This window comes from Porphyrobacter sp. AAP60 (assembly GCF_001296025.1).
Classification (GTDB): Bacteria; Pseudomonadota; Alphaproteobacteria; order Sphingomonadales; family Sphingomonadaceae; genus Erythrobacter.
Genome location: NZ_LJHV01000002.1, coordinates 330,320 through 356,027, shown reverse-complemented (window position 1 = coordinate 356,027; position 25,708 = coordinate 330,320). Strand labels below are relative to the sequence as shown.

The window sequence follows — 25,708 nt, the reverse complement described above, 5'->3', positions numbered from 1 at the left end:
GGAAACCTATGCCCGATCTGAACCGCATTCTCGCGGCCCAAAGCCCGCTGACCTTGTCCTCACTGCCGCGCGGCAGCTTGCCATTGGTGCTGTCCGATCTGGCGCGAGCGGCAAAGCGCCGGGCCGTGTTCATCGCGCCCGATGATGCCGCCATGCGCGCTGCGGTAGAAGCCGCGCAGTTCTTCGCACCCGAAGTTGACGTGTTCGCCTTCCCTGCGTGGGACTGCCTGCCCTACGACCGAGCCAGCCCCGCGCTTTCGATCAGTGCCGAACGTCTGGCCGCGCTCCACCGCCTGCAACAGCCCGGCAGCGCGCAGCAATTGCTGGTGACCACCGTCAACGCCGTGCTGCAACGGGTGCTGACACCGTTCCGGGTGCGCGAAAGCGTGCGCGAGTTCCGGGTGGGCACGACGATCGGTCACGAAAGCCTTGCAGCCTTGCTGATACGGCAAGGTTACGGCCGCACCGATACGGTGATCGATCACGGCGAATTTGCGGTGCGCGGGTCGATTGTCGATATCTTCCCTTCCAGCCTCGATGCCGGGCTGAGACTCGACTTCTTCGGGGACAAACTGGAGAGTCTTCGCCTATTCGACCCCGCCACACAGCGCACCGTGGAACGGGTCGAATCCCACCTGCTGCTGCCAGCGTCGGAAGCTCTGCTCGACGAAGACAGCATCAAACGTTTCCGCAGTCGTTACCGTGAATTGTTCGGCGCCAACGCGACGCAGGACCCGCTTTACGAAGCCGTGTCCGAAGGGCGGCGTCTGGCGGGGATGGAGCACTGGCTGCCGCTGTTCGAAGACCGGCTGGCCACCCTGTTCGATCACATCGCCAAGGATGACGTGGTGATCATCGATCAGGGCGCGCTGGGTGCGGCGGAAGAACGCCTGACCGACATCGCGGATTATCACGACCAGCGCGGGCGGATCGCAGGCGAACGCAAGGGGTCTTACCGCCCGCTCGCCGCAGACGCACTGTACCTCACGCGGGCCGAGTTCGACGTCGGCCTCGCCGCCATGCCCGCCCACCGCGCCACGGGATTTGCCAGCGAGGGCGCTGAGCAGGTGCTCGATTTCGGCTTCCGCTCGGCCCGCGATTTTTCGCCCGAGCGTGGACGCGGGGAGAATGTTTACGAGGTTGCGGCAAAGCACCTGAAGGCCGTGGCCAAGGCCGGTCGCAAACCGATGGTTGCGACCTATTCCAACGGCAGCGCAAGGCGCATCGCTTCGATCCTTGAAGAAGCGGGCGCGCCCACTGCCCTCGCCGACAGCTGGCAACAGGCGCTTGGTCTGGCTGCCAAGGGCAAGGCCGCCGTGGTCATCCTGCCCCTCGAAACCGGTTTCGCGAGCGACACCCTGGAACTGTTCACCGAACAGGACATGCTTGGCGACAGGCTGGTGCGGCGCAAGAAAAAGCGCAAGGATTCCGACGCATTTCTCGCCGAACTTCAGGCGCTGGGCAAAGGCGATCTGGTGGTTCACATCGAACACGGGATCGGACGCTATCTCGGGCTGGAACCGATCCCGGTCGGCAAGAGCCAGCATGATTGCGTCGCGCTGGAATACGCCGGCGGGGACAAGCTGTTCATCCCGGTCGAGAATATCGATGTGCTCAGCCGTTATGGTTCATCCGAACAGACGGTGCCGCTTGACCGGCTGGGCGGGGAAGCGTGGCAACGCCGCCGCGCGAAGCTGAAGGAGCGGATTACCGCCATCGCGGGCGAACTGATGCAGGTCGCCGCTGCCCGTGCGCTGCGGCAGGCAACGGTGCTGGCAACCGATCCTGCAACACTCGGCCAGTTCACCGACCGTTTTCCCTGGCCCGAAACCGAAGATCAGGACCGCGCCATTGCCGATGTCCTGTCAGACCTTGAAAGCGGGCGCCCGATGGACCGGCTGGTGTGCGGCGATGTCGGCTTCGGCAAGACCGAGGTAGCTTTGCGCGCTGCGTTTGTGGCGGCAATGGCAGGGCAGCAGGTGGCGATTGTCGCTCCCACCACCCTGCTCGCCCGGCAGCACTTCCAGAACTTTGCCGAACGTTTTGCAGGCTTCCCGCTGCAAGTCGGCCGCCTGTCACGTCTGGTCACCGCGAAAGAAGCAACCGAAACCCGCGAAGGGCTGGAGAACGGCCAGATCGATCTGGTGGTGGGCACCCATGCGATCCTGTCCAAGAACACCAAGTTCAAGAACCTGGGCCTTGTCATCGTCGACGAGGAACAGCGGTTTGGCGTGACCCACAAGGAGAAGCTGAAACAGCTGCGCGCCGACGTTCACGTCCTCACCCTCACCGCCACCCCGATCCCGCGCACGCTGCAAATGGCGATGAGCGGCCTACGCGAGCTTTCCACCATCCAGACCCCTCCGGTCGATCGGCTTGCAGTGCGCACCTATGTGATGGAATGGGACGATATGGTGATGCGCGAAGCCTTGCTGCGCGAACATCACCGCGGCGGGCAAAGCTTCATCGTCGTGCCGCGCATTTCCGACATGGCCGATGTCGAGGAATGGCTGCGTGAACACGTGCCCGAGATGAAATCGGTCTCCGCCCACGGCCAGATGTCGCCCAGCGAGGTCGAGGAGCGGATGGGTGCGTTCTATGATCGCAAGTATGACGTGCTGCTATCGACCACCATCGTCGAAAGCGGGCTGGACATCCCGTCGGCCAACACCATCATCATCCACCGCGCCGACCGCTTCGGTCTTGCCCAGCTGTATCAGCTGCGTGGCCGTGTCGGGCGGGCAAAGCTGCGCGCCTATGCCTATCTGACGCACGAGGTGGGCGTTGCGCTTTCGGAAGTCGCGCAGAAGCGGCTGAAGGTGCTGGGCGATCTCGACAGCCTTGGCGCAGGTTTCCAGCTGGCCAGCCACGATCTCGACATTCGCGGGGCGGGCAATCTGCTGGGCGATGAACAATCAGGCCATATCCGCGAGGTCGGCTTCGAACTTTATCAGGCGATGCTGGAAGAGGCGATCCTTGCCGCGAAGGCTGGCGAAATGGGCCTCTCCCCTGCGCGCGACAAGGTCACACCCCAGATTACCGTCGATGCCCCGATCATGATTCCAGAGGAATACGTGCCCGATCTTGCGGTACGCATGGCGCTCTATCGCCGCCTCAATCAGGCCGAAGGGCAGCACGAGATCGAAAGCATGGCCGCCGAGATGATCGACCGCTTCGGCGATCTGCCTCAGCCGACCAAGAACCTGATCCGCCTGATCGAGATCAAGCATCAAGCGATTGGCGCCAACATCGCCAAGATCGATGTCGGCGCGCGCGGTACGCTCGTCACCTTCCACAAGGACGATTTCCCCGATCCCATGGGTCTGATCGCCTATGTCGAGAGGCTCAACGAAGGCGGCAAGGACACGGCCAAGCTGCGTCCGGACATGAAGCTGGTGATCAACCGCGCCTGGGGCGATCCGCAAAGCAGGCTCAACGGGCTGTTCCAGCTGACCAAGGGCCTGTCTGGCATCGTCAAGAAGGCAGCAAAAGCCAGCAAGGCGGCCTGATAGCAGCCCTCCGACCGGGCACGGCGGGGGCTGGCCCTCGCACTTGCAGCATCGGATAATCTGGCTTATCGGGCTGCCATCTTCGCCGGACCCGGATCATTTCGGGTGGCTCGGCCCGGCGCCTATCCCCGGGATAACCTTTACGTCTTGTCCGATCCGCTTCCCGCATCGCGGCCAACACGGCCAGCGCGCCGGACTTCGCGGAACATCAAATCGCAAGCAAGGTCACACATGACATATATCGAAACCATCAAGCGTGAATGGTTGTCCAACCCGCGCAATGACATTCTGGCCGGGATCGTCGTTGCGCTCGCGCTGATCCCTGAAGCGATCGGCTTCTCCATCATTGCCGGGGTCGATCCGCGGGTCGGGCTGTATGCCTCATTCTCGATTGCGGTGATCATCTCGCTGGTGGGCGGCAGGCCGGGGATGATCTCGGCCGCCACCGCTGCCATCGCGGTGCTGGTGCTACCGCTGGTGCGGACATACGGCGTGGATTACCTGTTCGCCGCCACGATCCTGATGGGCGTGATCCAAGTGATTGCGGGATTTCTACGGCTCAATCTGTTGATGCAGTATGTCTCGCGCTCGGTGATCACAGGGTTCGTGAATGCACTGGCGATCCTCATTTTCATGGCGCAATTGCCCGAACTGATCGGCGTGCCGGTGCTGACCTATGCACTGGTCGCGGGCGGGCTGGCGATCATCTATCTGTTCCCCTACCTCACCAAGGCCGTGCCGTCGCCACTGATTGCCATTCTGGTTCTGACGGCGCTGGTTTACTACACTGGCTTCGATGTCCGCAGCGTGGGCGATATGGGCGAACTGCCCACATCATTGCCGATGTGGCTGATCCCCGACGTGCCATTCACGCTGGAAACGCTTCAAATCATCCTGCCCTTTTCGGCAACGATGGCAGCAGTGGGCCTGCTGGAATCGATGATGACGGCGCAGATCGTTGACGATCTGACCGATACCCCGTCCGACAAGCAGCGCGAGATGAAGGGTCAGGGCATCGCCAACTTCTTCACCGGCTTTCTCGGCGGCATGGGTGGCTGCGCGATGATCGGACAATCGGTGATCAACGTAAAGTCCGGCGGTTTGACACGGCTTTCCACATTCGTCTCCGGCACATTTCTGCTGTTTCTGCTGATGGTGCTGGGCGGATTGGTGGCGATTATTCCGATGGCTGCGCTGGTTGCGGTCATGATCATGGTTTCGATCGGCACGTTCTCGTGGAGCTCGATCAAGGACATTCGCTATCACCCCTGGCAATCGTCTGTCGTGATGGTCGTGACGGTCGTGGTCACCGTATGGACCCACGATCTGGCGCAGGGTGTATTGTCCGGTGTGATCCTGTCGGGCCTGTTCTTCGCCAGCAAGGTCAAGCGCAGCTTCAGCGTGGATTCAGAACTGTCGGGCGATAGTCTTGTCAGGCGCTATCGGGTTTCGGGGCAGGTTTTCTTTGCCTCCTCCGATAGCTTCGTCGAAGCCTTCGATTTCAAGGAGGTGGTTGATCAAGTTGTGATCGACGTTTCCGGAGCGCAGTTCTGGGACATCTCTGCGGTCGGAACGCTCGACAAGGCGATGTTGAAGTTCCGGCGCGAAGGCACTGCGGTCGAGATCGTCGGCCTGAATGATACCAGCGCGGCGCTGATCGAACGCTTCGCCACGCATGACAAGCCCGGCGCCGAAGCGCAGATAGGGGCGCACTGACAGGAGAGAGAATGATGGAACAGGTACTCGCAGCGATCGATGCCTCGGCTTATGCACCCAGCGTCTGCGGCTATGCCGGTTGGGCAGCACGGCGGCTTGGATTGCCGGTAGAACTGCTCCACGTCGTTCCCAAGCAAGATCCGGTCACCACGCGCCGCGATCTTTCAGGCGCGATCGGTCTCGGTGTGAAAACCGATCTGATGGAAGAACTGGTGCGGCTTTCGGAAGAAAGCAGCCGCGCCGAAATCGCCAAGGGCCGGGCATTGCTTGCCGCTGGCGAACAGATTCTGCGCGAGGCGGGCGTAACCGACATCACGGCGCTCCACCGACACGGAGGTGCGGTCGAGGAAATCCTCGAACGTGAAGCGCAGGCACGGCTGGTGGTTATGGGCAAGCGCGGCACCGACCATGAATTCTCGCCAGAACAGATCGGCTCGATCATCGAACGGGTCGTGCGTGCCAGCGAAAAGCCGGTGTTGATCGCATCGCGCACCTACACCGCGCCGGAACACGTGGTATTCGCCTATGACGGCAGCCCGGCGGCCAATCGGGCGCTCGAACGCCTCGCCAACTCCCCGCTGTTCGAAGGCCTGCCCGTCACTATCGTCATGGCCGAAGCGAAGGGCGAAGCGAAAACCAGCCTGCTGACCGAAGCCGAAGCCGCTTTCGGCGCGGGACATGCCGTCTCAAGCGTCCTTGATCCGAACAAGGCGGAGGATGTGATCCCCGCCGTGGTGGCAAGCAAGCCCAACCCGCTGCTGCTGATGGGTGCCTACGGGCATTCACCGCTGCGCCGCATGTTCATCGGAAGCACAACCACCGCGATGATCCGCACAGTCAAGACGCCGGTGCTACTCGTGCGATAAGATGCCCTGTGATCCGCTCAAGGAGCGTGTGGCCGGACGTTTGGCGGCAACGGGGCGCTCACCCGTGCCCCATCCCCCGCGCCGTGCGCGCCAGTGCCAGCACGCTTTCGCTCGGCATTGGCTGCGCCCGCAGGAAACCCTGCCAAAAATCACACCCTTCGGCGGTAATCGCTGCGCGCTGGATCTCGTCCTCGATCCCTTCCGCGTAGACCGCAAGGCCCAGTGCCTTCGCCAAGGCCACGATAGCTCGCAACACGGCGAGCGCAGTACCATCGGCGGGCACGCCTTCGACCATCGCTTTGTCAAGTTTCAGCGCATCCAGTGGCAGTTCGCGCAAGTAGCGGAAATTGCAGAACCCTGCCCCGAAATCGTCGAGCGCGGTACGAAAACCCAGTCCCCGCAAAGCCTTGAGCGCGGAACCGGCCTGCGGCAGGTTCCTGAGCAGCAGATCCTCGGTAATCTCCAGCATCAGTCTCTGGGGCGCAATGTCCGAACGCCCGATCAGCGCGGCAAAATCTGCGGCAAAGCGAGGGTCGCCCAGTTCTTCAGGCGTGATGTTGAGCGACAGCGTCAGGCCTTCAGGCCAGGTCGCTGCGTCCTCCAGCGCGCGGGCGACCACATGGCGCGAAAGCGGTGCAACCAGCGCTGCCCGCTCTGCCACGGCAAACAGATCGCGCGCTCCAATCTCGCCCAGTGTCGGGTGCCGCCAGCGCGCCAGCGCCTCGGCCCCCACCACCGCCCCAGTGAGGCAAGAAAATTGCGGCTGGAACAAGACTTCGATCTCACGCCGGTCAAGCGCGCTCAACAGATCCGCTTCGAGCACGCCGGGGCTGACGCCGGGAAAGCGCCCGCGGGATTTGTCACGTAATGATGCCCGCCCCTGCTCCATCGCACTCCCCTTGGCCCCGCTGCCTTAGCCATTGAAACTGCCCCTGACTCGCATCAATTGCAATCCGCCCGAAACTGGCACATCAGGGCAAACACAAAGCGATGCACCGGGGATAAGTGGCGCAAGGCAGCTTTTGCCCTGGGGAGAGAAACAAATGGCGAGCAACGGGACATCCCCTCAACGGCTTGCGCTGCTGGCTTCGGATACGCCGCGCGCGCAAGAAGCGTTGGCAGGGCTGCAGGAACAGCGCGAATGGGTGCCGGTCGAAGATGCCGATGCCGTCGTGGTTCTGGGCGGCGACGGATTCATGTTGCAGACGCTTCACGCGATGATCGATGCGGGACGGGTGTTACCGGCATTCGGAATGAACCTGGGCACAGTCGGCTTCCTGATGAACCGCTATGATAAACGCGCCGCGATTGCCGCAAGGTTGGCGCGCGCGCGGCGCTGGACGATTTCGCCACTGCGGGTCGAAGCGATCACCCAGGATGGCGAAACGCACGAGATGTGCGCGATCAACGAAATCTCGCTTCTGCGCGAGACCCGCCAGACCGCCAAGATCGAAGTTACCGTGGGTGATCGGGTCAGGATCAAGGAACTGGTTTGTGACGGGGTGCTGGTGGCAACACCGGCGGGCTCCACCGCCTATAATCTTTCGGCCAATGGCCCGATCCTGCCATTGGATAGCCGGATGCTGGCGCTGACCCCGATCAGCCCGTTCCGCCCTCGCCGCTGGCGCGGGGCGATCCTGCCTGACCGGATGAAGATCATTCTGCGCGTGCTCGACCCGGCCAAGCGTCCGGTGGCCGCAGTGGCTGACCAGAAGGAACTGCGCGACATCGCCGAAGTGCGGCTGGAAATTGCGCGCGACCGCGAATTGACGCTGCTGTTCGATCCCGGCCAATCGCTGGAAGAACGCATCGTCGCCGAGCAGTTCATTACCGAGTGATTGCAACGCGGCTTCGCGCAAAAGCCCCTTGCATTCCTTTTTGCCGCCCCATATAGGCGCGCTTCCGCTCTTCCTTAGACCGCTTGGAAGAGTTGCTCCCCGATAGCTCAGCGGTAGAGTAGGTGACTGTTAATCACTTGGCCGTAGGTTCGAATCCTACTCGGGGAGCCATTTTCTTTGTTCGGCGATTTGGATTGTCGGCTCGTCACACTCCCGCCAGAAGCCGCACCCCTACCACCAATACCAGCGCTGCTGTAATCCACCGGATCCATTGCGGCGGGAGCAGGCGTGCGGCGAGCAGACCGCCGATCTGGCCGCCAATTACGACTGCGATCAACAGTGGTAGCGCAGCACCCAAAGCGGTGCCGAACAGCCATGGTCCGTTCTTCAGCAACTGTCCCGCCAGTCCGAAAAGCGAATTGACGAGGATGAACAGGCTCGCCGTTGCGGCAATTCCGCGCGGTTCATGCCAGCGTGCAAGATGAAGCAGCGGCGCGAGGAAGATTCCTCCGCCGATTCCGACCAGACCGGCAAAGTAGCCCAGCGGTGCGGCCGCAATCGGCATCCAGCGGGCTAACCCCAATGGCGCTCCGTTAGCTCTTTCACGCACAGGGATCAGCATGGTGAGGCTGGTCAGCACCAGGCTGCCACCCAGTAGCGCAAGGAAAGTTGCCTCCCTGATCGGAGTCATCCCGCCAAGAAAGCTGGCCGGTGCGCCCAGTGCCACAATCACCAAGGCCTTGCGCCAGGGAGTCAGACCGGCACGGGCGAACCGGATGCTACCGCCAGTGACCACCACGATATTGCAAGCGAGCGATATCAGCGGCAGCAACCGGTAATCCAGCCCCGAAAGCGCCAGGAGGGCCGAATAGGTCGATCCCCCGCCAAATCCGACGCTGGCATAAAGCAGCGCGGTGACGAAAAAGGCGAGCGCCAGCAGAGCCGGAACCGCACCGATCATCACCGTCTCCGCCTACCCCCGGCGTCGATCAAACCGTCTGTGCGCCGGCGATGGCACCGTGACAGTGCTTGTACTTGTTTCCGCTTCCACAAGGGCACGGTGCATTGCGGCTGATGTCGAGATTGGCCCAGGGATTGTCAGTATTCGCGCCCCCCGGCCCGCTTGCTGCACGCGGACTTCCGGCCAGCGAACCGAACAGTTCCGGACGCAATTCCGATCCATCGCCGTCGTCCGAGTTATCGAGGCCGGTCAAAGGATCAATGTGGCCGGTAAGAAAGTCCGGCAAATCAGGCAGCGATTGCGGCTGCGGCGGTTCCATGCGCAGCTCAGCCCGAAACAGGATCTTGGTGACTTCCTCGCGCAGGGTATCCAGCATCGATTCAAACAGGCCGAAAGCTTCCTGCTTGTATTCGTTGATCGGCTGTTTCTGGGCGATGCCGCGCATCCAGATCACCTGACGCAGCGCATCGAGCGTCGCGAGGTGTTCCTTCCAGTGGTGATCGAGTTGGCGCAGCAGCACGTCCTTTTCGACAATCCGCCAGATTGCCGGATCGGCCACCATCTTGGCTTCGGTCATTTCATCGGTCAGCGTGCGCAGGCGCTCTTCCAGCAATTCGGGCTCTACCTGATCTTCGGCAAGCCAATCATCGAACGGCGGCTGGATGCCGAAGATCTCTTCGACCTTGGCCTTCAACCCGGCAATATCCCACTGTTCGGGATATGATCCCGGCGGGCATGCGGTGCCGACCGTGTTGTTGATCGTATCATGACGCATATCGACCACGACATCGTCCACCGCTTCGGAATCCATAATTTCGGCGCGCTGTTCGTAAACGACCTTACGCTGGTCGTTCATCACGTCATCGTACTGAACCACCTGCTTGCGGGTATCGTAATTGCGCGCCTCGACCTTCTTCTGCGCGGTCTCGATAGCCTTTGACAACCACTTGGAACCGATCGCCTCACCATCGGCGAGGTTCGATTTCATCATCTTCGAAAACAGCGTGTCGGGGCCGAAGATGCGAAGCAAATCATCTTCAAGGCACAGGTAAAAGCGCGACAGACCCGGATCACCCTGACGGCCCGAACGCCCACGCAGCTGATTGTCGATGCGGCGCGATTCGTGCCGTTCGGTGCCAAGCACGAACAAGCCACCTGCGGCGATGACCTGCTTCTTTTCAGCAGCGACCTCGGCGCGGATCCGGGCGATGGCTTCATCTCGTTCCGGCCCCGCGGGCACTTCGCCAAGTTCATCCTGGATACGGTATTCGATATTGCCGCCCAGCTGGATGTCGGTCCCGCGTCCGGCCATGTTGGTGGCAATGGTGACAGCCCCGAGACGCCCGGCCTGCGCCACGATGCGAGCTTCCTGCTCATGCATACGGGCATTGAGGACAGCGTGCTTCACGCCTTCCTTGTCGAGAAACTGGCTGAGCAGTTCGGACTTCTCGATCGAGACAGTGCCGACCAGCACCGGCTGACCGATCTCGTTCTTCTCCTTGATCGCCTTTGCGATTGCACCGAACTTGTCGAGCGTGTTCTTGTAGAATTCGTCTTCCTCGTCGATCCGCGCGACCGGCAGGTTCGTCGGGATTTCGACCACACCAACCTTGTAGATATCCCAGAATTCCGCAGCTTCGGTCGCAGCTGTGCCGGTCATGCCCGAAAGCTTGGGGTACATGCGGAAATAGTTCTGGAACGTGATCGAAGCCATGGTCTGGTTTTCCGGCTCGATCTTCACGCCTTCCTTGGCTTCGACCGCCTGATGCAATCCGTTCGACCAGCGCCGGCCATCCATCATGCGACCGGTGAATTCGTCGATGATCACGACCTTGCCGTCTTTGACGATGTAATCGGTATCGCGCTTGCGGGCGAAATTGGCAACCAGCGCCTGATCGAGATGGTGAACGACCTGGGTGTTTTCGACATCATAGAGATTATCGGTGGCAAGCAGGCCCTTTTCGATCAGCAGCTTCTCGGCCTCTTCCAACCCGTCTTCGGTCAGTTGGACGCGCTTGACCTTTTCATCAATGTCGAGCCATTCGACCGGAAATTCCCGGGCTACCTGATCAAGCTGGACATACAGCTCGGACTTATCCTCGGTCGGGCCTGAGATAATCAACGGCGTACGCGCTTCATCGATCAGGATCGAATCCACTTCATCCACAATCGCGAAATTGAACGGGCGCTGTGCCATCTGCGCGCGTTCGTGCTTCATGTTGTCGCGCAGGTAATCGAAGCCGAATTCGTTGTTGGTGCCGTAAGTGATGTCAGCGTGGTAGGCGTCACGCTTGGTTTCCTCCGGCATGCCGGGAACGATCACGCCGACACTGAGGCCAAGCCAGTTGTAAAGCTGCCCCATTTCGGCGGCGTCGCGGCGGGCAAGGTAATCGTTCACCGTCACCACGTGCACGCCCTTGCCTTCGATCGCGTTCAGATACACCGCGAGCGTCGCCATCAGCGTCTTGCCTTCGCCGGTACGCATTTCCGCGATCTCGCCGCGGTGGAGCACGATGCCGCCGATCAGCTGCACATCGAAGTGGCGCATCCCGAACACCCGTACCGATGCCTCACGCACAGTGGCAAATGCCTCGGCCATGATGTCATCAAGTTTGGCACCATTATCGATCAAGGCGCGCAGCTTGGCAGTCTGCCCCTGCAATTCACTATCGGAAAGCGCCTGCAGTTCGGGCTCCAGCCCATTGATCTGTGCAACGATCTTGCGCAGCGATTTGATGTAGCGGTCATTTGCGGAACCGAACACGGATTTGACGAGTGCGTTGATCATGGAAATGCGTAACCTTTGATCGGGCTAGACCCGCTTTGCAGGCCAGATTAGTTCTATCGGGAAAGCGCGCAGCCCTTGGGCAAAGCGTACGGTAAATCAGGGGTATGATCGCGGAACAGCGCCTATTCGTAGGCGCGTTCAATCCCCATCAGCACCGGCAGGCGCAGCGCACGCGGCGGAGCCGGGCGGCTTTGGGGCGCTTCGACAGCGCGGCTTTGCTTGAGCGTCGAAGGCGCGGGCTGGATAGCCGCACTTTCGCTTCGCAAAGCCTCGTCACCGGCAGTCGCCGCGATACTGGAATTGCACGACAATGCCTCGGCCAACGATGCCTGAGCCGGGCTGCCAAGTGCAGCAAGGCCGGTCAACAGGGCCAGAAATGCGAGGATATGCCGGGTCATTGCGCCTGCTAGATAGTAATTCCGTGGCGCTTCGTCCACCAGCTTTGATGATTTACTGTAAGGCTACGCCCGCCTAGATGCGCAAATCATGCAAACCACCCGTTCGCCCCTTGCCCGCCCCTTTCCGCATCTGCCCGCAATCGCCGGAGTGACGCTCCGCGTTGCGCGCGCGCAATACAAGACATGGGATCGCTGCGACCTTACCTTCGCGACGCTGGACGAAGGCACGAGCGTTGCAGGAGTCTTCACCAAAAGCGCCTGCGCATCGTCCGAGGTCGAACTCGGGCGCGAGGCGGTAAAGCAGGGCCGCGCGCGGGCTTTGATTGTCAACGCGGGCAATTCGAATGCCTTTACCGGCTGGCGCGGGCGCGAGGCGGTCGAGGCAATCCAGACGCAGGTCAGCACGGCTCTGGGCTGCGGCATGGACGAAGTGTTCGTGTCCTCCACCGGCGTAATCGGCGTGCCACTGCCCATCGACAAAGCTCGCGCAGGGATCGAAGCAGCACTCGTGGCCGCGCCAAGCGGGTGGGAGGATGCGGCCGACGCCATCGGGACGACCGATACCTTTGCCAAGGGCGCAGGCGCGAGCGCGATGATCGGCGAAACGCGCGTGGAACTGGCCGGGATCATCAAGGGCAGCGGCATGATCGCGCCCGACATGGCGACCATGCTCGGCTATATCTTCACCGACGCCGATATTGCTCCGGCCTTCCTGCAAGAGGCGCTGGAGCGCGCCAATGCCGCGACATTTTCCTGCATCACGGTCGATGGCGATACCTCGACCAGCGACACGGTGATGGTCTTCGCCACTGGCAAGGCGGGCAATGCGCGGATTGAAGGGTGGGAAAGCCCCGGCGCGGATGCTTTCGCAGCGGCACTGGCCGATGTGTGCCGCAATCTTGCGCAACTGGTTGTGCGTGATGGCGAAGGTGCACGTAAATTCATCACCATCCGCGTTTCTGGCGCGGCGAGCAATGATAGCGCCCGCCGCGTCGGCCTGGCCATCGCCAACTCGCCGCTCGTGAAAACAGCGATTGCGGGGGAGGATGCAAATTGGGGCCGCGTTGTCATGGCGGTGGGCAAAGCGGGCGAACCGGCTGACCGCGACAGGCTTTCGATCGCGTTCGGCGGTGTATGGGCAGCCCGCGATGGCCTACCGGTCGATGACTATGATGAAACCCCGGTGGCCGCGCATCTCAGGGGCGAGGAAATCGACATCACAGTGGATCTCGGCCTTGCCGATGGCCGCGCCACAGTGTGGACCTGCGATCTTACCCACGGTTATATCGCCATCAACGCAGACTATCGTTCATGAGCGCGCTGGACGATGAAATCCGCGATTTGATGCGCTTTGCCGCGCAGCGTTCGATGCTGCCGCGTTTCCGGCAACTGGCCGCGGATGAAATCGAGATGAAGGGCACGGATGACCCCGTGACCATCGTCGACCGTGAAGTGGAAGCCTTCCTCACCGAAGCACTGACCAGGCTTGCCCCCGGCGTAGCGGTGGTTGGCGAAGAAGCCGTCCATGCCGACAAAAGCGTGCTCGATCACCTCTCCGGCCAATGCTGGATCATTGATCCGCTCGACGGCACGGCGAACTTTGCGGAAGGCAAGGAACCGTTCGGGATCATCATCGCGCTTGCTGATGCAGGCCGCGCCGTGGCGGGGTGGATTTACGATCCGAACAAGGATCGCTTCTGCCACACGCGACTGGGTGAAGGGGCATTTGTGAACGGCGAACGCATTGTAGCCCGGACCACTGGCAGACAGCAGCCCGTCACTGCGGTGAGTCGCATTTTCCTTACCCCCGAACAAGCTGCCATGGTCGATGCGAAGCTCGCCCCGCACTACACGCTGGTGGACATCCCACGCTGCGCGGCAGAGCAATATCCCCGCCTTGCACTAGGCGAAAACGATATTTCCAGCTTCAAACGGACGCTGGCATGGGATCATGCCGCCGGCGCCCTGTGGCTCAACGAAGCGGGCGGCAAAGCGGCCCGCCTTGATGGCAGTGAATACCGGGTGGATGACCAGGACAAGCCGGGGCTCGTCGGTGCATCCAGCCCGGCACTTTGGGAAGAATTCGTGGCGAGGGTAATGGACTGAGGCTTACAGCTCGCTTTCGAGCCACGCCTTGAGCTGGCTTTTGGGCGCGGCACCCAGCTTGCGAGCAACAGCTTCACCGTTCTTGAACAGAACCATCAGCGGGATCGATTGCACGCCCATTTGCGCAGCGATATCGGTGTTTTCCATGATATCGATCTTGGCGATGCGCACCTGCCCGGCAAGCTCATCGCTGATTTCTTCCAGCGCGGGTGCGATCATCTTGCAAGGGCCGCACCAATCAGCCCAGAAATCGACCAGTACGGGGGTATCGCTGTCCAGCACATCGGCTTGAAAGCTGGCATCGGTTACATTGACGGTGGCCATGGTATAATCTCCTTGTTGCCGCCCAGCATAGAAGCCCGCAGCGTTGCAATGCAATCTAGTGCGCGCCGCGTTTCACTCAATAGCGAGCGGCCAATAGCTTTCCTGCGTGCTGTCCAACTGCTGCTTGGGCCCGGAAAGCTGCTCGGGCGCGAGTTCAAACAATACGGGCGAATGGGTGTACAGAACCCCGGAGCGCACTTCACGATCCGGATAGATCGATTCGAGGGCAGCAACATAGGCTGCCATCTGGCGCAAGGTTGCCGCCGGAATTTCATCAGCGCTGGCGGGCGGACGGCGGGTGGTTTTGAAATCGACGACTGTGATGCGATTATCCTCGATCAGCAGCCGGTCAACCGTGCCCGCCACCACGATCCCGCCAATGGTCGCCGCCAACGGTACTTCCGCAAGCGCTTGCGACGAAAACAGCGCTGCAAATTGCGGATGATCAAGCACTCCGAGCGCTGAAGATATCATCTCATCGTGTGCGGCAGTATCCAGATCGTTCGCCTGCCGAGCCAGCCACCTGCGCGCCGCCTCAAAGCGGTCAGCGTCGGGAACATCGGGCAGGCGTTCAAGCAGGCGATGGATCAGGCTTCCGCGCCGGGCTGCATTGCGCATCGCCTCGGGCGGAAGTGGCGGCTCTGCCCCACTTTCCTCCCCCGCACCCGAAGGCGCGAGCGGACGCGGCGGGCGCGGTTCGGGGCCGATTGGAGTGACCATCCAATGTGGCAACTCCGGTCGTTCGTCCGCGACGACTTGGGGCGCATCATCGGGCACCAACGGATCGGCCCGCTCGCCCGATTCCTTGCGCCAGAGCCAGAGGGGATCGGAAATTTCATCGCCCTCGAACAATGGGCAGAGCCGTGCATACCAGCTGTCGGGGTGGGGTTCGCGTTTCTTCGCTTCGTTTTTGTTGAGCGAGCCGCCGATGAACAGCGCTTCTTCGGCACGGGTAAGCGCCACGTAGAGCAGACGCCAATGCTCCTGCATGGCTGCGGTATTCGCCGCTTCTGCCGCCTCTTCAATCCGCCCTGCCCGCTCGTCCTTCGACAGTGGCGGGAGCGGCACCTTGCGCGCATGATCGTGATCGGAGTTATGGCCGAGCACATCGTCTTCCAGCGCCAGATCGCCCGCCTCGCCGGGTGCGCCCGTGGCATCGGCAAGGATCACAATCGGCGCCTGAAGGCCCTTGGAGCCATGCACCGTCATCACACGCACCTGACCGGTCGCGCTGTCCGAATCACGCTTGAGATCCGCGGTGCCGGCATCGAACCATTGGAGAAACCCGACGAGGCTCGGCCAATGTTCGCTTTCATAGGCGAACGCCGTGTTGATCAGTTCGTCGAGCGGATCATTCGCCTCGCTTCCTAACCGCGCGACCAGCCGCGCACGTCCCTGCCACGGGCCGTTCAGCAGCCATGTGATCAGCGCCTGCGGTGTCTGGTAATCGCCCAGCCGCAGCAATTCGCGTAACTTGTCAGCCGTGGCCAGAACGAGCGAAGGAGCGTCTTTCCGGCGCAGATGATCCCACAGCCGCACCTTCGACGGTCGCGGGACATACGCCAGAATGTCATCCTGTGACCACCCGATCAAAGGGCAAGCGAGCAGGTTCGCTAAAGCGAGATCGTCAAGCGGCTGCGCAGCGAACCGCAAAGCGGCCAGCATGTCCTTGACCGCCAGCGGAGCGCCAAGCCTAAGCCGGTCAACCCCCGCCACCGCGACACCGCGAGCGTGAAGCTTGGCCACGATCTGCGCGGCGAGTTCCTTGCGCTGGCGAACCAGCACCATGATATCGCCCGCCTGCGCATGACGGCGCGTTCCCTTTTCGAGAACAAAGGGCTCGCCATCAGGGCTAAGCCAGCGCTGCACTTGCGCAGCGATCTTTTCAGCCAACATGGTATCATGGCGCGGCAACCAGTCGCGGCCATCGCCCTCGGTTTCGCTTTCGTCCCCGTCGTCGCCGTCGTCCTTTTCGGGCACGACCGGTGGCCAAAGCGTGACCAGACCAGGGCGCTCGTCCCCGATATGTAGAGGCGGTTCCTGATCAAGGCCGAACTCGGCAAAGCCAAGCATTGCAATCATGCGATTGACGAAATCGAGCACGATATTGGCTGTGCGGAAAGATCGACCGAGATCGAGATCCTGCCAGCCCGGCTCCCGCCGGTTGATCCGGCTGGAGCGGATGCCGTCGCGCGCCTGCACGATCCGCGCCTTGACCTTCGCTTTCGCCTTGGCGAAGTTTTCCGGGCTGGTGCCCTGAAAGCCGAAGATCGCCTGCTTATAGTCACCGACAGTGAATACGGTGCGCAGTTTGTCGCCGCGCGCACCCTCACCGCTGAAGAAATCGTCGATCAGCGCGAATACGATGTCCCACTGGCTCTGGTTTGTATCCTGCGCTTCATCGATCAGGATGTGGTCAAAATGCCGGTCCAGCTTGTACCGGATCCAGTCTGCGGCTTCCGAATTGCCGAGCAGGTGGGCGGCCTTGCGGATCAGATCAGAAAAATCGAGCAAGCCCTCTCGTGCTTTCCGCTCCTCCCAGCGCAGCGCAAAAGCACGGCCGATTTCCAGAGCAGCAGTGACAATTTCTGCGGTGGCAATCAGATTTTGGCGGATCGTCATTTCTTCGAGTGCGGCGGCGATGATTTCCTGGTTCTCGGCAAAATCCGGATCTGTCTCGCGCGGCTTTCTGAGCTGGAGATTGGGTGTCCCGTCGGCCTTCAGCAGGGTCTTGCGAAAGCCCGCAGCCGCTGTCACCCGCGCCGGAGCATCGAGTTCAAGCCATTCACGCATGAAGGCAAGGCACTTGTCCGATGTTGCGGTGCGCCATGCCTCCAGCGGCGGGATCATGGACAGCAGATGATCGTCCGGGAAGATATCAGGATGCAGCGGAGCGTTCGCCCAACCCTCGTCCGCATCAGCTGGCATGCCTAGCGTTTGGCGCACCCTTGCGTCCATTGGCGAAAGCCAGGCATCCCGGCCTTCCCACATTTCATGCGCACTGGCAGCGCGCATCAGCCATTTCTGGAGCGCGCCCGGTTCCTTGCGCGTGGTGAACAGCGTAATCGCGTCCAGCAGCCGCACATCATGCACTGCTTCGGCATTGACGATCAGATCGGTCAGAACCTCGCGCGCGAGCAAATCCCGGCTGCGGTCATCGAGCACCCGCGTGCCCGGGGCGAGGCCTGCTTCTTCGGGAAAATTGCCGATCAGAAACTGCGCAAAGGCGTGGATCGTATCGATCCGCAAACCACCACCGGGGCAATCGAGCACGCTGGCAAACAAGCTACGCGCCCGTTCGATTGTAGCAGGGCCAAAATCAGCCCCGAGAAAGCCAAGTTCCTTTGCCAATGCCCCGGCAGGAAGACGCACCCAGCGCGCCAGAACCGCGTTGATCCGGTTCGACATCTCCGCAGCGCCAGCTTTGGTGAAGGTCAGACACAATATCTGCGAAGGTGCCACATCCTCGCGCAGCAACAATCGCAACACCCGGGCCGAAAGAACTTGAGTCTTGCCCGTCCCGGCCGAGGCAGACAGCCAGATATTGTCTTCCGGATCAGCCGCCAGCAACTGATTGTCCACCAAGGGATAAACGAGCCCCCCGCCGCCGCTCATGAACCATTCCCCTGATCGGTCAGCGATGTCACCCATTCTTCAAGCCGCATCAGCTGATCATATTCGTTATAGCCCTGATAATCCGGATTCTCGCGGGCCTTGAACGGTTCCGACCCGTTGATGAAGCGACCGATTGCCTCTTCCAGTTTTGATAGATGGTGCGGCAGAAACTCTTCCGGCAGCAGGCCGCTTTCGCGCGATGACATCTTCATCGGGCTGGCCTTCTTTCCGAAGCCCTCATCATCCTTGCCGAATGACCAATATTCAAAACGGGTCGGCTCGGCTGCGGCAATGCCTTCGCGCACAAAGCCGCCTGCCTGCCCTATCAAACCCAACAGGCCAAGCTGGAGGGCGAAACCCTTTTCAACCTGCTTCTTGCTAGGCACTCTGCCGGTTTTGTAATCCACGATAGCAAGAGTGCCGTCAGCCAGGCGGTCTATCCGGTCTGCGCGGCCCATCACTGTCACCCCGGAAATCGTCATGCTGCCGGTGGCCTCGCTGGCCAGTACAAGGCGCCCTTCGTCCTGCGGATCGGCAATCCACTTTTCGAACCGTTCGAGCGCTGCGATCAGACGCGGCTGCCACAGCAAGCGAAACAGCGGGTGGACACGTTCAGCGGCAAAATGCGCGGAAGCAAAGGGTGCAAGCGCGAGTGAAGGATTTTCCGCCTTTGCGCGATGCCATTTGTCGAGAATGTCGTGCACAAGTGTTCCGCGAAGTGCGGGATCGCTGAAGGGATCGGCAGAAAGTGGTTGCAACTGCCTCAGGTCAAGTATCGCCTGCGCATAGAACTGGTAAGGATCGCCCAGCAGGCGATCGAGCGCGGTGACCCTGATGGGCACCAACCGCAACGCTGGCGAAGGAACAGGTGCAGGTCTTGGGTAAGGATCTGCTTTCGCGCGCAACCGGTCAAGGTGCGGCAGAAGCGCCGGGATCGCGGTCTCTCGGTGCTCCTTTGCCAAATCCTCTCCAAGCAAGGCTTCGACGCGTAGCAAAAAGCGCGACGGCAAGGTCGGGCCATCGGCATCACGCAAAGCACGGCTCAACACAACCTTTGGCGCGCCCATCGCGCCGGCCAGATCATGTGCGGCAAGCCCGATGCGGAACTCTACGCCCGGCACGCCGAGCGCCCGCAGGATCGCCGGAGCCAGAAGCGGATCGGCAGCCGGCGGCTGGGGCCAGCTGCCTTCATTCAGTCCGCCGCAAATAACCAGATCGGCGCGGGCCATACGCGCTTCAAGCAGCCCGTAGATGCTAACCCGCGGATGCCCGCCATAGCCGGGGCGCACTGCCACATCGTCCATCACATCGCGCAAAATTCCAGCGATGTCGGCGCTTTCGATCACTGTCCCCAGCGCCTGGGACTGACTGCGCAGTTCATTGATCATCGTGCCCAACGCGCGCCCGTCCTCGCGCTCCCAGACCATCAGTCCCGCGATAGCCTCGGCAGCATCGGCAAGAATACGCAGCGCGTCGGCAAAGGCGATCTGTGTGGGCCATTCACCGAGGGGTTCAATCAATGACTCTGCCTCTGCCCACCAATCGGACACTTCGGCCTTTTCAGCGGCCTTTCGCAGCGGATCGAGTCCCGGGGCGATCGCCGGCCCGCGCAACTGGCGGTCAAAGGCTCTCAACCCGGCCAGCCACGCGCGGCGCGCCTCGCCATCATGACCCCGCACCAGAGGGTGCCCGAATGCGGCCACAAGATTGCCCGGATCAGGCCCATGGGCGGCGATCTCTGCCAACAACCCTACCAGGCGGCCCGCCGGGGTCGTCGACAAGGGGCGACCGGCGGTGTCATCCGCGACGATATTCCAGCGCGCAAGATGCTGCGTCACCCGCCGCGCCAACCCCCGGTCAGCCGTGACAACGGCGATGCGCTGTTCGGGTTGCTCCAGTGCCTCACGCACCATCAACGCAATTGCCTGCGCTTCGATCTCGATAGTTGGGCTGGTAAGCAGCCGAACGCCTGCCAACCGGCGGTATTCCGCGCCCAAGCCCACCCATGTCCGACTGGCCTGTGGCGGCAGAAACAATGAGGAAATCGCCCGGCTGCGGGAGGGCTCTGCGGCGGCAGCTCCCCGCCGATGCCATTGCTGCACTTCCGCCCGGTTCACTCCCATCCGGTTCAGCAGCAGCTTGAGATGATATTGCGGATGGGAAAGCGCATCGTCCACTCCGAACACCGCGCCATCGGGTCCATCTGTCGCCCCTGCCCGCCCAAGCTCGTCCCACGCCGGATCGTCCATGGCCAAATCGAGATCAGGCAACACGACCGCGCCTTGCGGCAATTCGGCGATCACCCGAAGCAAGCGCGCCAGCGCAGGCGAAGCGCTTGTCACCCCGGCAGCCACAATCGGGTGCGGCGGCGGGCTTGCCTTCCAGAGGTGGGCCGCCCGGTCGAACAAAAGGTTGCGCCGATGGGCAGCGTCAATCTCGCCCCGATCCGCAAGCTCGGCCTGCCAGCGCTTGTTGACCCGCGCAAATAGCCGGATCGCACGCTTCCAGTGATCGGCGACACCGGTCACGCTATAAAGTACTGGCGCACCGAGAAGATCGTCAGCGGTCTTTTCCTCGACCAGCAACCGGTCCATTGCCCGAGCGATTTCGCGCGCCAGATTGAGTCGAGCCCGGCCAGGCAGCGCGTCCATACCTTCGGCGGCGCGTTCCTCGGCAATCAGCCGGTCAAGCGCGAGCCAGCGCCGCACCGGATCGCAGGCAGGCGGGATATCGGAGGCCCCGAGCGGATCAAGCGCCGCGCCGAGCTTCTCGTCAAGGTCCAGATCGCCCACCGCGATCATGCGCGGCATCAGCAACCCGCGCTCGCCTGTCTCTCCGGCATGGCGAATGAAGGCTTCGGACAAGGTGCGCGCTGCCCGGCTCGAAGGCACCAGCAGTGTCAGACGCGCAAGGCCGAAACCGGGTTCACGGTAACGCGGAACAAGCCCGGCGACCAAGGCATCGGCAAATCCGCGGTGTGCGGCGATCGAGTAAACCAGCGGGCCTGTGACGCGTGGCTCAGCCACCGTGCAACGCCTCCTCTGTCGGACGGATCGCCTGCGGCGTGCCGACTTCGAACCACAGACCGGTGAAGCTGAGGCCGTATAGCCGCCCTTCCTCCATCGCCCGGTTCCAGAGAATATTGGTGGAAAACGGCCCCTCCGGGGCGTCACGCAACAAACGGTGGCTGACCAGCTGGATGCCGGTGTAAATGAATGGCGCAACCCGTCCGTCACGGCGACGCGTGAGTTTGCCCTGCGGGTCCATGTGGAAATCACCCGGTCCGTTGAAGTTTGCCGCGCGGGCGTGCGGCACTACCAGCAACAGCGCGTCCATTGCTTGCGGATCCCAGCGACGCGACAGATCGTAAAACCCGCTCTTTGGCCCATCGAGCCAGATGTTGTCAGCATTCAGCGCAAAGAACGGATCAGGCAGAAGTGATTGCGCTCTGATCATTCCTCCCCCCGTCTCGAGCAACTGCGTGCGTTCGTCGGATATTGTCACAGTCGGGGTGCTGCGGGCGAGTACATGAGCTTCCAGCGCGTCGGCAAGATAGTGCACATTGACTACAGCGTGCGCCACGCCGGCTTCGGCCAAGCGGTCAAGCGCGTGATCGATCAGCGGCTTACCCGCCACCCGCACCAGTGGCTTGGGCTGGCTGGCAGTGAGCGGTCGCATCCGCTTGCCAAGCCCTGCGGCCAGGATCATCGCGGTGTCTGAGGCCAGCAAAGCGGTGCTCATGCAGGATAGGCTCCGTTCGCGGCCCGCAGATCAGCCGGGACATTCGCATCGAACCAGCGCGCCACCGGCTCCAGCGCGGCATGCGCCAGATCACGCTCCATCGCCGCCCAGACGCGCGGAATCATGTCCAGGTATTTCGGCTTGCCATCACGCCGGTCGAGCCGGGTGAAGATGCCGACGATCTTGGCGTTCCGTTGCGCGCCAAGACGGGCATAATCTCCAAAGAAACCTTCGTCTTCTACGCCTGCTGCGGCGCAATAGTGGGCCAGCATCGCCGCTTCCAGCGGCTCGGGAACATCGCGCCGCGCATCCTGCAACAGCGAGACAAGGTCGTAAGCCCGATGGCCGACCAGCGCGTCCTGAAAGTCGATGAGACCTTGCGGCGCATGTGGTTTCCCGCCGAGCAGCATTATGTTTTCGGCATGATAATCCCGCAGGATTGTCACGCTAATTGCACCACTTGGTTCAAGCGGTTCCAACACCTCGCGCCACGCCGACGCGAAGCCGGCCTCATCAACGGTAAGGCCCATCGCCGGGCAATACCAATCCGTAAATAGAGCAACTTCGCGCAGGTATGTTGCCGTATCATAGGGTGCAAAGGGGCCTGGCGGTACTTGGTGCAATGCCACGAGCGCATCGATCGCAGCGGTATAGGCTGCTTCTTCATCGGCCGGATGCAGATCCAGCCAGTCGCGCATCCGGTCATTGCCGAAATCTTCGGTCAGTACCCAGCCTGCCGCAGCATCCTCTGCCAGGATTGCAGGTCCACGCATTCCGTTGCCGTTCAACCAATGGGCAACGTGGAGGAATGGCTTGGGGTCTTCATGCGGCGGCGGCGCGTGCATCAGCATTGCCGATTCGCCAGCGCGTCTGGTCAGCCGGAAATACCGCCGGAACGAGGCATCGCCGGGCAGCGGGTCGATCACCGCTCCCTCCCAACCGGCGTGGGCAACAAAATCGGCAAGGCCTTGAGGAAGCGCGCTCATGGCATCCGCCCTACCCAATTCGCACCGCCACGGGCAATCGCAATCCGTCCCCCGGCACCGCTTTCCCCCGCCAAATCGAGCATGATCGTCAAACACCCCGGCTCATGGCTGAAGCCGCCCGCATGATCCGGCCATTCCGCCAGCAGCACGGCGCCATCGCGGTAATCGTCGAGCCCGATTTCGTGGCGTTCTTCAGGGTGCTTCAGGCGGTAGAAATCGGCATGAACCACCGGCAGGCGCAAGGACGGACTGTCGTATGTTTCGATGATGGTGAAGGTTGGTGACGGCACCTCTCCCTGGTGGCCAAGTGCTGCCAGAATAGCCCGCGCCAGAGTAGTCTTGCCCGCGCCCAGCCCGCCCTCCAGTGCCACCACATCTCCCGCTTGCAGCCGGGCTGCAATAGCAGCTCCGTAGGCCTTCATCGCTGCAAGATCGGGCAGAACGATGCCTGTATCGGTCATGGCAGGTGGATCGTTGCTGTTGTGCCGGCGCCCTTTCGGCTGGCAATGTCCAGCGTGCCTTCATGCGCCTCGATCAGCTGGCGGGCGAGTGGAATGCCGAGGCCGGTGCGGCGTTCGGGCGCGCCATCCTTCGCCGCTTTCAGTCCGCCTTGCGCGCGGGCGAGTTCCTGAGCCGTCATCCCGCGGCCATTATCCGCAATCACGATTTCGATCCCCGCGCCCCCGTCATCGGGCAGTTTGCGCAGATCAATCACGATCCGGCCGCCGTCGGGTGTGCCCGCCACCGCATTGTCGAGCAGATTGCCGATCGCCCGGCCCAGCTGGCGCGGATCGGCTTCGACCACCCTCCCCCTGCGTCCCTTCAGATCAAGGCTGAGGCCTGCCGCGATGATCGCCGCCTCGCGCTCGCGCACAAGCGTGGTGAGGAAATCGAGCAGATCGACCCTTTCCTTGCGGATCGGCAGCAGACCCGCTTCGCTCTGCGACAGGTCGAGCACATTTTCGACCTGTTCGGTCAAGCGTTCGACAGCACTGAGGATCGCATCGACATATTCGCCCGCCGCTTGCGGATCGGCGGCCGCGCCGCTCTTGAGCAGTTCGGCATATCCGCCAATCGTGGTCAGCGGAGTACGGAATTCGTAGCTCATATTCGCGAGGAAGCGCGCCTTGACCGCATCAGCCTCCTCCAGCGCTTCGGCACGTTCGCGCAGGGCCTGCTCGGCCTTCTGCGAAGCGGTGATATCAAGAACCGTCAGCAGGCCATTGCCATCCGGCAGCGGAATGCCCGCGAACCGCAGCGTGCGTCCGTCGGCGAGATCCACCTGCCCGCCCTTATCTCGCCGGTCGAGCGTAGCAGCGCGCACCGCTGCACCAATCAGTTCCGCCTCATCCGGCCTCACCAGATTGCGCCCGATCGCGTTCAGCAGTTCATCAGCACTGGGATGCCGATCAAGCAGCTCGGGGGTAAGCCCCCAGGTTCCTGCAAAACTGCGATTCCACAACTGCACCGAACCATCCGGAGCGAAGATGGCGAGCGCTTCAAACAGGCTGTCGAGAGTGGCGGTACGAGTTCGCAACAAAGTGTCGCGAACGGCAGACAGGGCAAGGCTTTCGGTGCGATCTTCGGTGATCAGAACCAGGCCGCCATCTGGCATCGGCTGCGCAACCACCCGCAGGTGCGTGCCGCCGGGCAGCGGCCATGCCTCTTCCTGGGTCTTGTTGCCATCAAACCAAGCCAGACGTTCACGCCGCCATTCGGGGAAATCGCGCACTTCTGGCGTTCGTCCCCGTTCGCGCGATTCGGCGAGGAACCGTTCGAAGGGCGTGCGCGCATCAATCGCCTCATCCGTGAGCGAGAACAGCCTGCGGAACGGAAGGTTGGCAAAAGTCAGCCGTTCTTCGGGGTCGAACAGTGCGACTCCAACCGACAATTGGTCAAGCATCGCACGCTGGGCATCGCGGAAGGCACGAAACTCGCGCGAGACCTGCTGCTGTTCCTCGATATCGATAGCGTAGCCCGCAACACCTTCCTGCCCGAGCGGTAAATCGCTGACCCGTAGGGTCCGGCGCGCACCGTGGATCGTTGCAGCGACGATACGCTCGGACTTATCCTGGCTTTTCAGCGAAACCGCCGCAATTTCAGCTGGAGAGCGCCCTCCTTCGGGTTCCAGTAGTTCGATCTGGCTTTGAACGGCTTCGGCGGCGCTGGCTGCGCCCACCGCATCAACATAGGCCTGATTGACCAGCTGAAGGGTCAGATCGCCGCCGCGGAACCACATCGGCATCGGCGCTGCTTCGATCAGCCCGACCAGCGCTGCGAAATCACCCGTCGCGCGCGCCGCTGCAGCGCGCAGCCGCGCCAGTTCGGCATGGCTTTCGGTAAAATCGAACACCCAAACCAGCGCCGCGCCGCCGGGCGACACCTGCGGATCGGCCAGCGTACCATAAAGCGCAAGGCTGCGCTGCGAACCAGGCAGGTTGATCGCCATGCGAAAGGGGGCGGCGCTTTTCTGGGTGGCCTGCACCTTGGCCCACAATTGATCGATCTGATCCTTCGCCAGGCCACCGCCTTTGGGTGCACCTGCTTCGCGTGCCAGTTCAGTGAGATATTTTGGCATGGCAGACAGACCAAGCATCCGCGCCAGCCGTTCTGGCGCCTCGATCCGCCCGTCAACCCTTACCAGCAACGGCAGAGCAGGTGCGACGTCCATCAACGTCTGCATCCGCTTGAGGCTGGTCTTCACCGCCCTGGCCCGCTTCATGCCGCGATTGGCGCGCAGAATCACCATCGCCGCACCCACGGTCCAAGCGGCCAGCACAAGCGCGATCAGCACAAGCGAAAGGGGCGATATATCCATGATGCAACCGCTATGCGCGTGAGCGCAGCAGCGCAACGGTGA

At 62.0% G+C, this 25,708-nt stretch carries 17 protein-coding genes, 1 tRNA gene and 1 other annotated feature; of the genes, 7 read left to right on the top strand and 11 right to left on the bottom strand.

The annotated features are described in order from the left end of the window. Window positions 1-8: 8 nt before the first annotated feature. The 3 genes from mfd (at window position 9) to IP79_RS02180 (ending at window position 6,091) form a co-directional block, all read left to right on the top strand. Entirely contained in the window at window positions 9-3,509 is a 3,501-nt protein-coding gene (gene mfd / locus IP79_RS02190) for a transcription-repair coupling factor (protein WP_054117600.1), read from the top strand. Window positions 3,510-3,593: 84 nt separating this feature from the next. Beyond that, window positions 3,594-3,648 (top strand) — a sequence feature (sul1 is cis-regulatory element that is thought to sense ions involved in sulfur or methionine metabolism; They are found in Alphaproteobacteria). Between the two features lie 92 nt (window positions 3,649-3,740). Beyond that, entirely contained in the window at window positions 3,741-5,225 is a 1,485-nt protein-coding gene (locus tag IP79_RS02185) for a SulP family inorganic anion transporter (RefSeq protein ID WP_054117599.1), read from the top strand. An 11-nt stretch (window positions 5,226-5,236) separates the two neighbouring features. Beyond that, complete coding sequence (locus IP79_RS02180) at window positions 5,237-6,091, top strand: universal stress protein (protein ID WP_233994051.1); 855 nt, start codon at window positions 5,237-5,239, stop codon at window positions 6,089-6,091. Between the two features lie 58 nt (window positions 6,092-6,149). Here the strand turns inward: IP79_RS02180 and IP79_RS02175 are convergent, their stop codons facing one another. Next, window positions 6,150-6,980: an EAL domain-containing protein gene (locus IP79_RS02175; RefSeq protein ID WP_054117597.1), complete on the bottom strand. Its 831-nt coding sequence runs from the start codon at window positions 6,978-6,980 to the stop codon at window positions 6,150-6,152. Window positions 6,981-7,134: 154 nt separating this feature from the next. On the opposite strand from IP79_RS02175, the gene IP79_RS02170 reads away from it, so the two are divergent. Together IP79_RS02170 and IP79_RS02165 are read left to right on the top strand one after the other, a co-directional pair. After that, a complete protein-coding gene (locus IP79_RS02170; RefSeq protein WP_054117596.1) occupies window positions 7,135-7,929 on the top strand; it encodes an NAD kinase in 795 nt (264 codons plus the stop codon). 96 nt (window positions 7,930-8,025) lie between these two features. Continuing rightward, window positions 8,026-8,100 (top strand) — tRNA-Asn (locus IP79_RS02165). 34 nt (window positions 8,101-8,134) lie between these two features. Here IP79_RS02165 and IP79_RS02160 read toward each other — a convergent pair. The 3 genes from IP79_RS02160 to IP79_RS02150 all read right to left on the bottom strand — a co-directional run bounded on the left by IP79_RS02160 (window position 8,135) and on the right by IP79_RS02150 (window position 12,076). Next, on the bottom strand, window positions 8,135-8,890 hold the full coding sequence (locus tag IP79_RS02160) for a sulfite exporter TauE/SafE family protein (RefSeq protein WP_054117595.1): 756 nt from the start codon (window positions 8,888-8,890) through the stop codon (window positions 8,135-8,137). 28 nt (window positions 8,891-8,918) lie between these two features. Further along, a complete protein-coding gene (gene secA / locus IP79_RS02155; protein ID WP_054117594.1) occupies window positions 8,919-11,678 on the bottom strand; it encodes a preprotein translocase subunit SecA in 2,760 nt (919 codons plus the stop codon). A gap of 122 nt (window positions 11,679-11,800) precedes the next feature. Further along, window positions 11,801-12,076, bottom strand: a complete 276-nt coding sequence (locus IP79_RS02150) for a hypothetical protein (RefSeq protein ID WP_054117593.1) — start codon at window positions 12,074-12,076, stop codon at window positions 11,801-11,803. An 88-nt stretch (window positions 12,077-12,164) separates the two neighbouring features. Here IP79_RS02150 and argJ point away from each other — a divergent pair, with 88 nt between their 5' ends. Both argJ and IP79_RS02140 read left to right on the top strand, forming a co-directional pair. After that, complete coding sequence (argJ, locus tag IP79_RS02145) at window positions 12,165-13,391, top strand: bifunctional glutamate N-acetyltransferase/amino-acid acetyltransferase ArgJ (RefSeq protein ID WP_054117592.1); 1,227 nt, start codon at window positions 12,165-12,167, stop codon at window positions 13,389-13,391. Further along, window positions 13,388-14,182 carry an inositol monophosphatase family protein gene (locus tag IP79_RS02140; protein ID WP_054117591.1) on the top strand — a complete coding sequence of 265 codons (795 nt, stop codon included), beginning with the start codon at window positions 13,388-13,390 and terminating at the stop codon, window positions 14,180-14,182. The genes argJ and IP79_RS02140 overlap by 4 nt, the downstream gene beginning before the upstream one ends. A gap of 3 nt (window positions 14,183-14,185) precedes the next feature. Here the strand turns inward: IP79_RS02140 and trxA are convergent, their stop codons facing one another. The 7 genes from trxA to IP79_RS02105 all read right to left on the bottom strand — a co-directional run bounded on the left by trxA (window position 14,186) and on the right by IP79_RS02105 (window position 25,666). After that, window positions 14,186-14,506, bottom strand: a complete 321-nt coding sequence (gene trxA, locus IP79_RS02135) for a thioredoxin (protein ID WP_054117590.1) — start codon at window positions 14,504-14,506, stop codon at window positions 14,186-14,188. Window positions 14,507-14,578: 72 nt separating this feature from the next. After that, the gene (addA, locus tag IP79_RS02130) at window positions 14,579-18,121 is read right to left on the bottom strand and encodes a double-strand break repair helicase AddA (RefSeq protein ID WP_054117589.1); all 3,543 of its coding nucleotides are present in this window, start codon (window positions 18,119-18,121) and stop codon (window positions 14,579-14,581) included. Then, window positions 18,118-21,147 (bottom strand): PD-(D/E)XK nuclease family protein, encoded by a 3,030-nt coding sequence (locus tag IP79_RS02125; RefSeq protein WP_054117588.1) that lies wholly within the window; start codon window positions 21,145-21,147, stop codon window positions 18,118-18,120. The genes addA and IP79_RS02125 overlap by 4 nt, the downstream gene beginning before the upstream one ends. Continuing rightward, window positions 21,140-21,862: a nucleotidyltransferase family protein gene (locus tag IP79_RS02120; RefSeq protein ID WP_054117587.1), complete on the bottom strand. Its 723-nt coding sequence runs from the start codon at window positions 21,860-21,862 to the stop codon at window positions 21,140-21,142. Before IP79_RS02120 ends, IP79_RS02125 begins: the two co-directional genes overlap by 8 nt. After that, the gene (locus IP79_RS02115; protein WP_054117586.1) at window positions 21,859-22,848 is read right to left on the bottom strand and encodes an aminoglycoside phosphotransferase family protein; all 990 of its coding nucleotides are present in this window, start codon (window positions 22,846-22,848) and stop codon (window positions 21,859-21,861) included. The genes IP79_RS02120 and IP79_RS02115 overlap by 4 nt, the downstream gene beginning before the upstream one ends. Beyond that, window positions 22,845-23,309 carry a tRNA (adenosine(37)-N6)-threonylcarbamoyltransferase complex ATPase subunit type 1 TsaE gene (tsaE, locus tag IP79_RS02110; protein ID WP_054117585.1) on the bottom strand — a complete coding sequence of 155 codons (465 nt, stop codon included), beginning with the start codon at window positions 23,307-23,309 and terminating at the stop codon, window positions 22,845-22,847. The genes IP79_RS02115 and tsaE overlap by 4 nt, the downstream gene beginning before the upstream one ends. Further along, window positions 23,306-25,666: a PAS domain-containing sensor histidine kinase gene (locus IP79_RS02105; protein WP_054117584.1), complete on the bottom strand. Its 2,361-nt coding sequence runs from the start codon at window positions 25,664-25,666 to the stop codon at window positions 23,306-23,308. Before IP79_RS02105 ends, tsaE begins: the two co-directional genes overlap by 4 nt. Between the last annotated feature and the right edge of the window lie 42 nt (window positions 25,667-25,708).

Bases quoted from the DNA above. Each gene is read 5' to 3' on its own strand.
- mfd (WP_054117600.1), top strand. From the start codon at position 9: ATGCCCGATCTGAACCGCATTCTCGCGGCCCAAAGCCCGCTGACCTTG.
- IP79_RS02185 (WP_054117599.1), top strand. From the start codon at position 3,741: ATGACATATATCGAAACCATCAAGCGTGAATGGTTGTCCAACCCGCGC.
- IP79_RS02180 (WP_233994051.1), top strand. From the start codon at position 5,237: ATGATGGAACAGGTACTCGCAGCGATCGATGCCTCGGCTTATGCACCC.
- IP79_RS02175 (WP_054117597.1), bottom strand. From the start codon at position 6,980: ATGGAGCAGGGGCGGGCATCATTACGTGACAAATCCCGCGGGCGCTTT.
- IP79_RS02170 (WP_054117596.1), top strand. From the start codon at position 7,135: ATGGCGAGCAACGGGACATCCCCTCAACGGCTTGCGCTGCTGGCTTCG.
- IP79_RS02160 (WP_054117595.1), bottom strand. From the start codon at position 8,890: ATGATCGGTGCGGTTCCGGCTCTGCTGGCGCTCGCCTTTTTCGTCACC.
- secA (WP_054117594.1), bottom strand. From the start codon at position 11,678: ATGATCAACGCACTCGTCAAATCCGTGTTCGGTTCCGCAAATGACCGC.
- IP79_RS02150 (WP_054117593.1), bottom strand. From the start codon at position 12,076: ATGACCCGGCATATCCTCGCATTTCTGGCCCTGTTGACCGGCCTTGCT.
- argJ (WP_054117592.1), top strand. From the start codon at position 12,165: ATGCAAACCACCCGTTCGCCCCTTGCCCGCCCCTTTCCGCATCTGCCC.
- IP79_RS02140 (WP_054117591.1), top strand. From the start codon at position 13,388: ATGAGCGCGCTGGACGATGAAATCCGCGATTTGATGCGCTTTGCCGCG.
- trxA (WP_054117590.1), bottom strand. From the start codon at position 14,506: ATGGCCACCGTCAATGTAACCGATGCCAGCTTTCAAGCCGATGTGCTG.
- addA (WP_054117589.1), bottom strand. From the start codon at position 18,121: ATGAGCGGCGGCGGGGGGCTCGTTTATCCCTTGGTGGACAATCAGTTG.
- IP79_RS02120 (WP_054117587.1), bottom strand. From the start codon at position 21,862: ATGAGCACCGCTTTGCTGGCCTCAGACACCGCGATGATCCTGGCCGCA.
- IP79_RS02115 (WP_054117586.1), bottom strand. From the start codon at position 22,848: ATGAGCGCGCTTCCTCAAGGCCTTGCCGATTTTGTTGCCCACGCCGGT.
- tsaE (WP_054117585.1), bottom strand. From the start codon at position 23,309: ATGACCGATACAGGCATCGTTCTGCCCGATCTTGCAGCGATGAAGGCC.
- IP79_RS02105 (WP_054117584.1), bottom strand. From the start codon at position 25,666: ATGGATATATCGCCCCTTTCGCTTGTGCTGATCGCGCTTGTGCTGGCC.